Consider the following 13,682-nt stretch of genomic DNA (forward strand, 5'->3'; position numbering starts at 1 on the left):
TTCTATAAAAATTTTATTTTTATTAATAATTATAGCATATAAAATCAAAAAAGTGATATAATTAAATATAACATTAATCTAATGGAGGTTCTATGAGATTTAGACTTTTTTTATGTTTTATTTTTGCTTTTTCATTGAGTATTTTAGCAGAAAATAAAACTGTTACTGTTTCTGGATTTGTCACTGATAAAGAGTTTAGATTAGGAGATGCAACTGTTTGTTTTTTTAACAGTTCTAACAATGTTAAATGTATAAAAAGCGATATCAATGGAGAATTTTCTGTTGAATTACCTAAAAATAAATATAGAGTTACTGTAAAAAAAGATGGATATAGTTCTTTAGTTGGAAAAAATTTTTTTGTTGACTATATTTTCAATCCTCCTGAAAATCTTATTTTAAATATGACAGATAATAAAATTACGATTTACGGAAAAGTTATAAATAATTTTGGAGAACCTATGAAGGATACACAAGTTAAAGTTAAAATAGGAGAAGATCTCTTAGATATAACTACAAATTCTAATGGAATTTTTTCTTTTAAAGGTCATGTTGGACTAATCTCTATTTTTGCTCAAAAATCTGGATTCTATGGAAATGGTATCTCTTTGTTAATTCAAAATGAGAAATTTATCAATGATATATCTATAGTTCTTGAAGCTAAGACGTTTTATATATCCGGTGCTTTAGTTAAAGGAAATAATTATCTTAAAGAAGTAGAGCTAGAACTTATAAATGGAAATAATAATAAAATCATTGCTTCTTTAAAAACTTCTAAAGATGGACTTTTTGAGTTTAGAGATATTCTAAATTATGAAAAAGCATACTTTAGAGTTCCTAGTTTAGGATTTAAAAGTAATATTTTTACAATAAATAAGGACTTAAGACAATTTAATATCTTTACTGAGTAATTGTAAAAAAAGAAGCTAGTTTATAGCTTCTTTTTTGTTATATTATTTATTTAATCTCTTGTTTAACTCTTCAGCTTGTTTTTCAAAACCTTTCTTTCCTAATAAAGCAAACATATTTGCTTTATATGCTTCTACTCCTGGCTGATCAAATGGATTTACTCCTAATATGTATCCACTTACTCCACAAGCTTTTTCAAAGAAGTAGAACATATATCCTAAATGATATGGTGTCGCTTCTGGTAAATTAATTATTAAATTAGGAACTCCTCCATCTACATGAGCTAAAACTGTTCCTTGAGCTGCTTTCTTATTTACAAAATCCATACCTTTTCCAGCTAAATAATTTAATCCATCCAGATCTAATTTATCTTCTTCTATTATAATATCACATTCTGGTGTTTCAATGTTTACAAGTGTTTCTATTAAAATTCTTTTTCCATCTTGAATAAATTGTCCCATTGAGTGTAAATCTGTAGAAAAATCTGCTGCTGCAGGTAATAAACTCTTTCCATCTTTACCTTCTGATTCTCCAAATAATTGCTTCCACCATTCACCTATATAGTGTAATCTAGGCTCATAGTTTATTAACATCTCAACATCTTTACCTTTTCTATTCAAAATATTTCTAATTACAGCATATTTTAAACAATCATTATTTTCATAAGGCGCTTTATAATCTTCTTGAGCATCTCTAGCTCCTGCCATTAATTCATCTATATTAATTCCCGCTGCTGCAATTGGTAATAATCCTACAGCTGTTAAAACAGAAAATCTTCCTCCTACATTATCTGGTACAACAAAAGTTTCATATCCCTCATCTGTTGCTAATTTTTTTAAAGCTCCCTTACTAGCATCTGTTGTGGCATATATTCTTTTTCTTGCTCCTTCAACTCCATACTTCTCTTCTAAATGTTTTTTAAATACTCTAAACGCAATAGCTGGCTCTGTTGTTGTTCCTGATTTAGAAATAACATTAACTGAATAATCTCTATCACCAATTATTTCTAATAATTCTTTTAAATATTTTCCTGATATATTCTGTCCTGCAAAGTATATTTCAGGTCCTTTTCTTTTTGATTTAGGTTGGTTATTATAAAAAGTATGAGATAAGAACTCTATTGCCGCTCTTGCTCCTAAATAAGATCCTCCAATACCAATAACAACTAAAACTTCAGAATCATTTTTAATTTTTTGAGCAGCATCTTTTATTCTGTTAAATTCAACTTTATCATAAGTAGTTGGTAAATCAACCCATCCTAAAAAGTCGTTTCCTGCCCCTGTTCCATTCATTAAAGTTTCTGTTGCCGTTTTACACTGAGCTTCCATTAAAGCTAATTCATTTTCTTTAAAAAAATCTAGTGCATTTGAATAATCAAATGATAACTTTTTCATAATTTATACCTCCATATTAGTTATATACCTGCATTTTTTTCTAGAACTTCTATTCTTTTTCTAAGCTCATTTACTTGCTTTTGAGTTTCATCATTTTTTTGTCTTATAACCTCAACATCTACTCTCATGTTTTCAATTTTTCCATTAAATAGATCTGCATCAAAACCGATTTTAGTTAGCTCTCTAGAAAACTCATAAACTAAACTTTCTAAAATAACTAAATCTCCTCTATTAGCTTTTTTTTCGTTTAAAACATTAAATGCTCTATTCAATCCCTCTGCAAAACTATACCTCGAAACTGGAAACTCTCCTTTAAATAAAAAGCTATCTTCTGAAATTACTCCTTCATTAACAAGATTTTCAATCGCTTTATATGCCCAATGATTTTTTGGAACATCTTCAAATATCAGTTCTTTTCCTTGTCCATATGTTAATGCTATCAGTGTAAAGTATATCACAATTATTTTCTTCATACACTACCTCTTTATGGTTAATTTTTTTTCAATTATAGCACAAAGAATAAAAAAAAACAGCCCTTAAGCTGTTTGGATTTTAATTTTGGAGGCGACGACCAGATTTGAACTGGTGAATAGAGATTTTGCAGACCTCTGCCTTACCACTTGGCGACGTCGCCTTCTATAAAGTTGAATGGTGCCCAGAGGCGGAATCGAACCACCGACACGGGGATTTTCAGTCCCCTGCTCTACCGACTGAGCTATCTGGGCAATAATGGCGGGAGTGACGAGGGTCGAACTCGCGACCTCATGCGTGACAGGCATGCGCTCTAACCAACTGAGCTACACCCCCATTATGGTGGAAACAACTGGACTTGAACCAGTGACCCCCTGCTTGTAAGGCAGGTGCTCTCCCAACTGAGCTATGCTTCCTTGAAGACAAGAGTAGTATAGCACAATCCACTATTTAACGCAACTATTTTTTTATTATTTTTATTTTTTTTGTAAAAGAACAACACAATAAGACTTTATTCCTTCCTCATTGCCTGTAAATCCTAATTTTTCTTCTGTTGTAGCTTTTATACTCACATTTGATATATCTGTTTTTAATGTTTTAGAAATTCTTTCTCTCATTAAGTCCAAATAAGGTTTTAATTTTGGGTTTTGAGCAACAATTATACAATCTAAATTAACAATTTTATAGTTTTTTTCTTTAACTAAACTAAAAACTCTTTCTAATAAAATCATACTATCAATATCTTTGAATTCATTTGAAGTATCTGGAAAATGTTGTCCTATATCTCCTAAGGCTAATGCTCCTAAAAGAGCATCCATTATAGCGTGAACTAATACATCTCCATCTGAGTGTCCTAAAACACCTTTTGAATGAGGTATATTTACCCCACCTAGAATTAATTTTCTTCCTTCTACTAACTTATGAACGTCATATCCATTTCCTATTCTTAACATAATATTTCCTACTTCCATTCATTATAAATTCTATTATAAAATTCTAGAATTTCTTCTGTTGTAACTGTCGATGTTCCCATTTTTCCAACTACGACTCCTGCTGCAGTATTTGCTATTTTAGCTGCTTCATGTAAAGATACTCCCGCTGCACTTGCTAATGTAAATACAGAAATAACTGTATCTCCTGCTCCTGTTACATCAAAAACTTCTTTTGCATATGTTGGAATATTTATTACTTCATCTTTTTCAAATAAACTCATTCCCTCTTCACTTCTTGTTAATAAAAGATTATCTAAATTTAACTTTTCTTTTAGTTCTTTTCCAATTTCTATTATATTATCAAAACTTTTTTTACCTAAACACTCTATTGCTTCTTTTCTATTTGGAGTCATAGATGTAGCCCCTACATAGTTCAAAGCATTTTTAGGTTTTGGATCTACCGTTACTATTATCCCCTTTTCTCTACATAGAGATATTATTTTTTTTACAACTTTAGGTGTTAATACTCCCTTATCATAATCAGATAAAATTATAGCATCCAATCCTTCTATCTTTTTTTCTATATGTTTTATTAAAAGATCCTCTGTACTTTCATTAATTGGTCTAGCGTCTTCCCAATCTAATCTAAGCAGTTGTTGATTTCCTCCAATTATTCTTCTTTTTACTATTGTTGGTCTATCTTCACTTCTTACTATTCCTGTTGTTTCAATTGATTTCTTCTCAAGCTCTTTTACTAATCTATCTCCATCAAAATCTTCTCCAATAACTCCAAAACAAACTGCTTTAGCTCCTAATGTTGAAAGATTATTAACTACATTCGCTGCTCCACCTAATACAAATCTTTCCTCTTTTATTGATACAACTGGCACGGGTGCCTCTGGAGATATTCTTTCAACGATTCCTATTAAATAATCATCTAGCATCATATCTCCTACAACTGCTACTTTTAAATTTTGAAAACTTTTAAGTATCTCTTCTAATCTACTTTTTTCCATTTTAAATCTCCTCTATTACTTCAGCTTTTAATTTTATATACAAATCTGTGTGTTCTAATCTACTTGATTTACTTTTAAATAAAACTCCAACAGCAGGAATTTCACTCAAAATAGGAACTCTACTATTTATTTTTTGATCTATCTTCCTTTTTAATCCACCGATTAAAATAACATCATTATTTCTTAACCTAACTTTTGTCTCCAAATTTCTAGATACTTTTGATCCACCATCTGCATTAAATGTTCCTGAGTTTATATCACTTGGTTTTAAAGATTTTTTTAATTTAAAATCACTTGCCTCCAAATTAATGCTTAAATATACACTGTTATCCTCTTTTATATATGGTAAAACTTTTAAAATTATTCCAGCTTCTTTAAAAATAGGTGTATAGGTTATCATATCATTATTAGTACTTTCCTCTTTGTCTTGTCCTACAATTACCTCTTCTGTCATTTTTAAAGTTCCCGTCTCTCCATTTAGTAATATTATAGAAGGCAAAGCATTTATTGTTAAATCTTGTGTTGTTTCTAATAAGTTTAAAGTTAAGTCTAAAACATCTTTACCACTATTAAATTTGCTAACAAAATTTATAGAGCTTCCCATTATATCACCTAAACCATCTACTGTTCCTGATATCAAAGTTTCTAAATAAACTCCACTACTCTTATCTGATAATTTTCCTTGAGTATCATATACCCAATTAAACCCAAGATCTTCAAAAAGATTTTCTTTTACATCTATAATTTCAGCTGTTACTCTGACCTGTTTTTTTCTTCTATCTAAACTTTTAATTAACTTTTTAGCAGAATAAATATGCTCACCTTTTCCAAAAAGTATAATAGAATTATTTCCGGCACTAATTGAAGTCTTTAATTTTTCATCAAAAGTTTCTTTAATTATTTTTTCAATCTCTTCATGATTTAAATTTTCTAATAAAATATTTTCTATTATATCATCTTTTTTGTTTTTTTGTTCTCTTTCTTGTGGTATATTTTTTGAATATTTTAAATTTTTTCTTTCTACATAAAGATCAAATTGATTTATTCCATCTTTTATTTCTAAAAAATCTCCTCCATAATAATAATCCTCAGATAAAACTGAGATAAAGTAGGTTCCCTTTATAATATCATCTATTAAATATTCACCATAATCTCCTGAAAAAACTTCTATTTTATCCTTTTTTTTCAATATGATTTTTATATTTTTTAATTCTTTATTTGTATTTATATCATAAATTTTCCCAATAAGCATATCTTTATTTTCAGATTTTCTTCCACGAAATATTAAAGTTTTTCCAGTTTTTATTTTTGATAATCCATATGTCTTTTCTATAACTTCTAAAATCTCTTCTATAGCTGTACCTTTTTTAAAATATCCATCCACAACAATATCTTTTACATAGGAATCTCCTATTAATGTGTATTTTGAATATTTAGAAAGATGTGCAAAAACATCGGTTATAGGAACATCTTTTAAATCTAGCTCTTTTGGATAAGTTTCTATCGTAAAAGTATTTATATGGATAAATATAAGTAAAATCCAAATTTTATATATCATTTAAATTACTCTCCTTTTTCTTTTTAAGTCTCTAGATTTACTTTTTCTAAACATTCCATTATTATAATAATCATAATCTAATATCTCTTTTTTATTATTGTTTATATACATAATATTCGATTTTAACTCTATAACATCACCAATAATTTCTATTGTAATATTTTCTTGATTCAGAGATATATTTTTTTTTTCATTTTCTATCTGAAATATAAAATTATAAATACTTAATTCCTTTCCAATTCCATGAAAAAAAAATAAGTTTTCTTTATTTTCTATATAATCATTTTTTTGAATGCCTCTTCCAATTACCTGTATGTCTATATTGTTATCTTTTGAAAGTTGATCTATAAATTTAAAAACATCATATTCACTTTGAAAAATAAGTTTATTTTTATCTTCAACAATATTTTCTGAAATAAAAATTTCTTTTTCTTTTTTTAAGTTATTTAATTCATTCTCTTTTTTTAAAAAACTTTTCTTTAAAACTTCAATCTCTATTTTTAATTTATCTTTAAGCCAAATTTCTTTTCTTAAATTTATAAGTGGTTTGAAAATTAAAAAATATAAAATCATAAAATTAACTAATATTAATATAAATTTAATATTTTCAAAATTCTCTTTTATTCTATCTCTAATTCCATTAAAAAATATAATATCTCCCCCTCTTTTTTTATATAATCAAAGGTTGAACCTAACAGTTGAGAATTTTCTAAACTATATTTTTTTAAATTAAAAATTTTTTTTATATCATCACTAAAACCAGTTAAAAATATTTTATTCTCTTTAATTTCTACTTTCTCTAAACTTATGTCAGAAATTTTACAAATTTCTGATATAAAAATTAAGTATTTTACTACTCTACTCTTTTTGAAATCTATTTTTATTTCTTTATCTTCTTCTAGAAAAATAAACTCCTTATCCATGTTGGAAATTCTTTTTTTATATATTGATATTTCATTCTTTAAATTTTGATTCACTTTATTTAATCGATATTTATTACTATAAATTATCCCACTAAAAGATAATTCAATTAAAAATATGCCAATAGCTATTAATTTTATTTTTTTATTAAATTTGTTACTATCTTTTAATTTCCAACCAGATTTTTTTATAACATTTTTTATTTCATTTTGAATATCTTCTCCTAATTGTATTTGAATTTTTAAGATAACAACATCTGAAGTTTCATATATTGAAAGAAGCTCTTTTATCTCTTGAGGAATATTTTCTTCATTTTCAAATAAACTTTGATTTATTATTTCTCCATCTTCTAAGATTTTTATTCCTCTCTCACTAATATCTATTATTTTCATTTTTTTAAGTTAACCTCAATCTTTCTTATTTCTCTTTTATAACTTTTAAATAAATTCGTTTCTCCTACAAGATACTCATAGAATAAAAATATTTTTATTTCAATTCTTTGAGTTTCAATTTCTATATCTTTAATTAATTTTATTTCTAAAATATTTTTTATAAACGGAGTTAATTTAACTTGGTCTTCTTTTATGAAAGTACCATTATGTTTAACTTCATCTCTTCTATAACCACTTTCAGATACTTTATAAATATCGATCCATACTAATTCAGTTCCCTCAAAATACTCTATAATATCTTTATAATTAGAATTTTTAATTTGTTTTTCTCCCTTAAAAACTTCATATTCAGCAATAGTTGACAAATTTTCCATAAACCAATAATCTTCATTGGAATTTTTTAATACATAAAAATTACTAATTTCATTTTTATAACTAAGCAAAACTATGGAAAATATCCATATTAATACGAAAACTAAAAATAAAGTAACTGGTAATATAAACCCTTTATTTCTTAAAATCTTTTCTAATTTTTTCATTCAAATAAAATCCCTCCATTGAGACTCCATATTCTTCCAATTTAAAATCTATAGTTAGATTTTTTAATATCCGTTCTCTACTTTCTAAAAATACTGTTATTTCATTTTTTCTTATTTTTTTCCCTGCAAAAGAATATATAGAATTATCTATAAAATGGTAAATTTCAATCTCTGTATATCGCTCTTCTAAAGGTATATATTTTTCAATTATTAAAGTATTACCTTTTTTTAAACTTAATTTTGTATAATCAATATAAGTATTCATTTGAAATAAATTATAAATTTTATAATTTGATGACTCATATATTGAATTATTAATTTTAGTTAAAATTAATTTCATATCTTTATTAAAACGTAATCTATAAAAATTTTGTTTCTTTTCACTATTAATCTCATCTAAATAAAAATATAATACTTGAAAAACCAATATTGACGCAATTAATGTTACAATTATTTCAACTAAAGAAAAACCTTTATTTTTGTTTATATACATATAATTTACTCTCTCTTTTCAATTTATTTTTTTCTATTTTTATCTCAATTAAATAAATTTCTTCAAAAACTCTATTTTTTTTTATTTCAATTTTATAATTTTTATCACAAATAAAAAAACTATCTTTATTTTCAGCTATCTTATAATAAGAGCGTGCTTTTTCAATTTCATTCTCAATTTTATTAACCTCATCAATATAATTAAATCCTCTTTTTAAATATATGAGAGAAAAAAATAATGGATTTAAAACAATTAATAATAAAAATAAAGCTATTAAGGTCTCTAAATATGTCCCTCCTATTTCTTGATTTCTCATATCTCTCCCCAAAATAAAAGCAAAATATACGCTAAAATTAAAAATGGGCCAAATGCAATTTCTTTATCAACTTTTTTGAAAAATAAATATTTTACTACCAGAAAAAATAATGGAATGATAAAACTTATGTTTACAAACAATAATACTTTATAAAAACTTTCAAATTTTAAAAGAAATCCTAGTGAAATAACTAATTTAATATCACCAACTCCCATACAATCTTTTTCTAAAAAATCACTTCCATAAGAATAAATCAAAATAAATGGCAATACATAAACTGCTGCACCTAAAATTCTTTCTACAAAATCTTTTTCTATAACTGATAAAATTAAACCTAAAAAAAGAAGAGATATATTACTTTTATTTAAAATAATTTTATCCCTTCTATCTCGTATAATAATATCAATAAATATAATACTTATAAAAATATAAATTAGAGCTTTGACCATTCGTCTCCCCTCAAATTAAATTTATAAATTTCATCAGTTGGCTTTAATATAAAATCGTTATTTTCTATTTCTATTTTGATTTTTCCTCCATATTTTATATCTTTACTGTCAGCCATTTCTTTACTTCCGCCAACATCTAATAATAATTCTCCATTAGTCAACTGAAATTTATTTCCTATATATTTTTCTAAAACTACTAAAATTGTTGTTATATTACTTTGCTCAAACATTGGGTAATTTCCATTCTCTAAATAATACGTTTCATTTGCCATTCTTAAACTTTGAAGAGCATTTATAACTTTAGAATCTTTTGCCATAGCTAAATAATCTCTTACTTTAGGAGCTATGAAACTACTTAAAATTCCAATTACTCCTAATACTAAAACAATTTCAATAACGCTAAATCCTTTTATTTTTTTTCTCATTACCCCTCCTCAAATCTCTAATATTTCATTCATATTTAAAATAGGTAAATATAAACCAACCACAAAAATACTTATCAATATTCCTATTAACAATAATAAAATAGGTTCTGCTAATTTTAACATTATTTTTATCTTTCTTTCTAATACCTCATTTCTAGATAAAGATATCTCTTTTAAAATAACTTCAATTTTAGAACTTTCTTCGCCAACAGAAATCATATTTATCTCCTCTAAAGAAAGAATTTCTAATTTTTTAAAACAACTAGATAAGGTTTCTCCTTTTTTTAAATTTCTCAATATATAAATTTTATTTTTAAAATTTCCTACATCTAAATTATCTAAAATTATATCTACCCCTTTATCAATAGATATGCCAGCTTCTAATAATATCGATAAATTATCTAAAATATTTATGATATATTTTTCATATAAAAATTTTTTTATAAATGGTATTCTTTGTAATTGTCTTTTTACTTTTTGTAATTTTGAACAAAAAAAAACTACACAAATTATTATTAAAATTGCGTAGGAATACTCTGAAAATATATCTTTTATTTTTAAAATTATTTTTGTTAATAGTGGCAAGTCATCTTTATTTAAATCGTATAATATTTGAAAATTCGGAACAATTAAAATGAAAATTAATATTATTATTATTGTTGATATAAACAAAATAAAAATTGGATATGAAAGTGCAATTTTTAAATCATTTTTTAATTTTTCTTTTTTTTCCTTTAAATAAGCTATTTTTAAAAAACCGTCACCTATTTTTCCAACGTTTTCAGAAACAAAAATAATTAATAATTCTCTTTCTTTTATTAAATCTTCATCTTTTAAAATCTCATATATATCTTCTCCTTTTTCCAAACGACTATTAATATTAAAAATCTTAAAATTCAAAGTCAAATTTTTTTGATTATTTTTTTGAAACTCTATCGCTTTTTTTAATGAAAGTCCTGCATTTAACAATCTTCCTATTTTTAAATAAACTTCTCTTAACTCTTTTTCTTTTATATTTTTTCTAAATTGAATCTCTAAAATTTTTATTAGTATATTCTCTTCTAATAAAATTTTTTTTAAAAGTGTTTTTTTATTTTTTTCACAATATATTTTTTCTAATTTATTATTTTCTTTATTTAAAACTAAACATCTATATAACCTCATATCAAACACTCTTTGATAATTTCTTCTTTTGTTGTTAATTTATTATTTACTTTTAAGATGCCATTTTCTAAGATATTTTTAAATCCAATTTTTTTTAAATAATTTTCTAATTCACTTGTATTTTTATTTATAATAATCTCCCTAATTTCTTTATCAAAGAATATTATCTCCTCAACTATTTCTCTGCCTTTGAATCCTTCATTGCAACAATTATTATTTTTTTCACCATTACAAACTGGACAAATTTTTCTTATTAATCGTTGACTTTCAATTGCATTTATAGCTGTTGCTATGATAAATCGATCTATCCCAAAATTTATTAATCTATCTATAGCTGAAAGAGAGTCTTTTGTATGAAGTGTTGTTATTACTAAATGACCAGTTAAAGAAGCCATTAAAGCTATTTCAGCAGTTTCTTTATCTCTTATTTCTCCAACTAAAATTATATCTGGATCTTGTCTTAGAACACTTCTTAAAACAGTTGCAAAATTAAGTCCTATTTCATTTTTACATTGAATCTGATTTATATTTGAAAATTGATATTCTATAGGATCTTCTATTGTTACTATATTCAATCTTTCATCATCTAAATAGTTAACTATTGAATAAAGAGTTGTAGTTTTTCCACTTCCTGTTGGACCACAAAATATTAATAATCCATTTTTCCTTCTAACTAAATCTTTTAATTTTGATAAATTTTCTTCTGAAAAGCCTAAATTTTCTAAAGAAACTTTTGAGATATTATTCTTGAGTATTCTTAATACACATCTTTCTCCAAATATAGTAGGTATAAAAGAAACTCTAAAATCTATTTTCTCGTTTAAATATTTTCCTTTAAATCTACCATCTTGTGGTAATCTTTTTTCTCCTATATCAAGTTCACTCATTAACTTTAATTTAGTTAATAATTTTAAACCAAAATTATTATTAAGATTTTCATATTCTTTTAAAATACCATCAATTCTTACCCTTATTTTTACAATTTTTTCTTTAGATTCTATATGGATATCTGATACTCGTTCTTTTAAACTATAACATATTAAACTATTTAAGAATTCTAAAATGTCTTCTTTATTATATTTTAACTCATTAAAATCTTTTATTTCAAAAATCTCCCTTTTAAAGTAAATATTTCCATCCATAAAATCACTTCCTCTGAATTATTAAAACTTTAAAATCAATTTTTTTATCTTTTGTAGAAGTTTTTATATATTTATTTAAAACCCTTCCCTTATAAGTTGTTCTTACCAAAACTACTATAAAAAGAAAACATAAAAAAATAGATTTTACTAAACTTATTCTTCTTCTATCCATCCTATTCTATTTTCACCTTCTTGAGAATAATGATATTCTATTATGTTATTATAATTTATGCCTTTTACAGTTAAATTTAAATACGTATTTATTTTTAATAGTTTTTCTTTTTGAAAAATATAAAAAGCTAATCTGTTTTCAACTTGTTCTTTGTATCCAAATATATACAGAGTAAATGATTTACTTAAATTTCCTGTTATAGTAGTTTCAAGTTTAAATTTTGAATTTCTAGCATTATTATATGGAATTTCATATTTTAGCTTTGGTGGAAGACTTATTCTTTCAATCTCTTCTGTATTTAATTTCTTTACACTCACATATTTTTCTAATGTATTTATTTCTATAAAATATTTATTTTTCTCATAAATAGATTTATTTAAATATTTCATAAAGAACATTTGCAATATGCGACGACTTGATTCTAAATCCATTTTTTCATTGTAATTAATTATTTGATACACAAAAAAAGAACTAACTAAAAAAATAATAGTAACTGATACTATTGTTTCTAAAAAAGTTAGTCCTTTGTTTTTCATATTTTTGTTCATAATCACCTTCTTTTAAAGAGGTTATTTTATTTTTTTAAAAGATACATCAAGTTGGTCAAAAGATGAAATATATTTTACTCCTATACTTTCTAAAAAATCATACGCTTTTTTAAAATCTTTGCCTAAATCTGATGCTTTGTGTGAATCTGAACCTATTGTTAGAATCTCTCCTCCTAGCTTAAAATAACGTTTTATTATATCATCACAAGGATAAAATCTATTCTCATTATATCTTATTCCAGAAGTATTAATTTCAATACCCTTTCCTTTAGAGATAATTTTTTTTAAAATCTCATCAATTATATCTTGATATCTTATATAATCTATAAAACCTTTTTTGTCAATACCACCATATCTTGTAATAAAGTCAAGATGACCTTGAACACTAAACCCATTGAAGTTTTCTACACTTTTTAATATTTCTAAAAAATATTTATCATGAGCTTGTTCTCTCGTTTTATTTTCCCAAAACTCCTTTTGATCTAAAAGTAATTTATCCACACTGTGAACAGAAGATATTATAAAATCAAATGGATATTTTTCTATAATGTTATCTCCAACTTCTCCTAAATGTCTTTGAATTCCAAATTCCATTCCTAATTTTACATCTAAATCTTTTTTATATTTGTCTTTAAGTTTTAAAATTGTCGGTACATACTCATCTAAATTTAAAATAAAGTCATTACTATTAGAAGTTCCAATTACATCTAAATCCATATGATCAGTTATAGCAATCTCTTTTATTCCTAATTCTTTTGCCCTTTCACAAATTCTATCTAAATCTTCTATACAATCTCCTGAAAAACTACTATGTATATGATAGTCATTAATAATCACTTTTTTC

17 protein-coding genes and 4 tRNA genes are annotated in these 13,682 nt (G+C 24.7%); 1 reads left to right on the plus strand and 20 read right to left on the minus strand.

Features of this window, described 5'->3' with window-relative positions; all coding sequences use genetic code 11:
- Window positions 1–92: 92 nt before the first annotated feature.
- Window positions 93–908 (plus strand): carboxypeptidase-like regulatory domain-containing protein, encoded by an 816-nt coding sequence (locus tag NON08_RS05130; RefSeq protein ID WP_256690360.1) that lies wholly within the window; start codon window positions 93–95, stop codon window positions 906–908.
- 42 nt (window positions 909–950) lie between these two features.
- On the opposite strand, the gene NON08_RS05135 is transcribed toward NON08_RS05130, so the two are convergent.
- The 20 genes from NON08_RS05135 to NON08_RS05230 form a co-directional block, all read right to left on the minus strand.
- Window positions 951–2,300, minus strand: coding sequence for a glucose-6-phosphate isomerase (locus NON08_RS05135; RefSeq protein WP_256690361.1), 1,350 nt, complete (start codon window positions 2,298–2,300; stop codon window positions 951–953).
- A 20-nt stretch (window positions 2,301–2,320) separates the two neighbouring features.
- A complete protein-coding gene (locus tag NON08_RS05140; RefSeq protein WP_256690362.1) occupies window positions 2,321–2,773 on the minus strand; it encodes an S-layer homology domain-containing protein in 453 nt (150 codons plus the stop codon).
- An 86-nt stretch (window positions 2,774–2,859) separates the two neighbouring features.
- A tRNA-Cys gene (locus NON08_RS05145) sits at window positions 2,860–2,934 on the minus strand.
- 15 nt (window positions 2,935–2,949) lie between these two features.
- Window positions 2,950–3,025, minus strand: a tRNA-Phe gene (locus NON08_RS05150).
- Between the two features lie 5 nt (window positions 3,026–3,030).
- Window positions 3,031–3,107 (minus strand) — tRNA-Asp (locus NON08_RS05155).
- Window positions 3,108–3,111: 4 nt separating this feature from the next.
- Window positions 3,112–3,187: transfer RNA gene (locus tag NON08_RS05160), tRNA-Val, on the minus strand.
- A gap of 60 nt (window positions 3,188–3,247) precedes the next feature.
- Window positions 3,248–3,724, minus strand: coding sequence for a 2-C-methyl-D-erythritol 2,4-cyclodiphosphate synthase (gene ispF, locus NON08_RS05165; RefSeq protein WP_256691228.1), 477 nt, complete (start codon window positions 3,722–3,724; stop codon window positions 3,248–3,250).
- An 8-nt stretch (window positions 3,725–3,732) separates the two neighbouring features.
- The gene (gene rfaE1 / locus NON08_RS05170) at window positions 3,733–4,719 is read right to left on the minus strand and encodes a D-glycero-beta-D-manno-heptose-7-phosphate kinase (protein WP_256690363.1); all 987 of its coding nucleotides are present in this window, start codon (window positions 4,717–4,719) and stop codon (window positions 3,733–3,735) included.
- Window position 4,720: 1 nt separating this feature from the next.
- Window positions 4,721–6,277, minus strand: a complete 1,557-nt coding sequence (locus NON08_RS05175; protein WP_256690364.1) for a type II secretion system protein GspD — start codon at window positions 6,275–6,277, stop codon at window positions 4,721–4,723.
- Complete coding sequence (locus NON08_RS05180) at window positions 6,278–6,850, minus strand: hypothetical protein (protein WP_256690365.1); 573 nt, start codon at window positions 6,848–6,850, stop codon at window positions 6,278–6,280. It abuts the gene before it with no gap.
- A 47-nt stretch (window positions 6,851–6,897) separates the two neighbouring features.
- On the minus strand, window positions 6,898–7,590 hold the full coding sequence (locus NON08_RS05185) for a hypothetical protein (protein ID WP_256690366.1): 693 nt from the start codon (window positions 7,588–7,590) through the stop codon (window positions 6,898–6,900).
- Window positions 7,587–8,129: a hypothetical protein gene (locus NON08_RS05190; RefSeq protein ID WP_256690367.1), complete on the minus strand. Its 543-nt coding sequence runs from the start codon at window positions 8,127–8,129 to the stop codon at window positions 7,587–7,589. Before NON08_RS05190 ends, NON08_RS05185 begins: the two co-directional genes overlap by 4 nt.
- Window positions 8,098–8,622 (minus strand): type II secretion system protein, encoded by a 525-nt coding sequence (locus NON08_RS05195; protein WP_256690368.1) that lies wholly within the window; start codon window positions 8,620–8,622, stop codon window positions 8,098–8,100. The genes NON08_RS05190 and NON08_RS05195 overlap by 32 nt, the downstream gene beginning before the upstream one ends.
- Window positions 8,603–8,938, minus strand: a complete 336-nt coding sequence (locus tag NON08_RS05200) for a hypothetical protein (protein WP_256690369.1) — start codon at window positions 8,936–8,938, stop codon at window positions 8,603–8,605. The genes NON08_RS05195 and NON08_RS05200 overlap by 20 nt, the downstream gene beginning before the upstream one ends.
- The gene (locus NON08_RS05205; RefSeq protein ID WP_256690370.1) at window positions 8,935–9,387 is read right to left on the minus strand and encodes a prepilin peptidase; all 453 of its coding nucleotides are present in this window, start codon (window positions 9,385–9,387) and stop codon (window positions 8,935–8,937) included. The genes NON08_RS05200 and NON08_RS05205 overlap by 4 nt, the downstream gene beginning before the upstream one ends.
- On the minus strand, window positions 9,372–9,812 hold the full coding sequence (locus NON08_RS05210; RefSeq protein ID WP_256690371.1) for a type II secretion system protein: 441 nt from the start codon (window positions 9,810–9,812) through the stop codon (window positions 9,372–9,374). The genes NON08_RS05205 and NON08_RS05210 overlap by 16 nt, the downstream gene beginning before the upstream one ends.
- Window positions 9,813–9,821: 9 nt before the next feature.
- On the minus strand, window positions 9,822–10,976 hold the full coding sequence (locus tag NON08_RS05215; RefSeq protein ID WP_256690372.1) for a type II secretion system F family protein: 1,155 nt from the start codon (window positions 10,974–10,976) through the stop codon (window positions 9,822–9,824).
- A complete protein-coding gene (locus tag NON08_RS05220; RefSeq protein WP_256690373.1) occupies window positions 10,973–12,118 on the minus strand; it encodes a GspE/PulE family protein in 1,146 nt (381 codons plus the stop codon). Before NON08_RS05220 ends, NON08_RS05215 begins: the two co-directional genes overlap by 4 nt.
- 153 nt (window positions 12,119–12,271) lie before the next feature.
- On the minus strand, window positions 12,272–12,838 hold the full coding sequence (locus tag NON08_RS05225; RefSeq protein ID WP_256690375.1) for a hypothetical protein: 567 nt from the start codon (window positions 12,836–12,838) through the stop codon (window positions 12,272–12,274).
- Between the two features lie 21 nt (window positions 12,839–12,859).
- Complete coding sequence (locus tag NON08_RS05230) at window positions 12,860–13,675, minus strand: histidinol-phosphatase HisJ family protein (RefSeq protein WP_256690376.1); 816 nt, start codon at window positions 13,673–13,675, stop codon at window positions 12,860–12,862.
- Window positions 13,676–13,682 lie beyond the last annotated feature (7 nt).

Source organism: Cetobacterium sp. NK01, from assembly GCF_024506395.1.
Taxonomy (GTDB): Bacteria; Fusobacteriota; Fusobacteriia; order Fusobacteriales; family Fusobacteriaceae; genus Cetobacterium_A; species Cetobacterium_A somerae_A.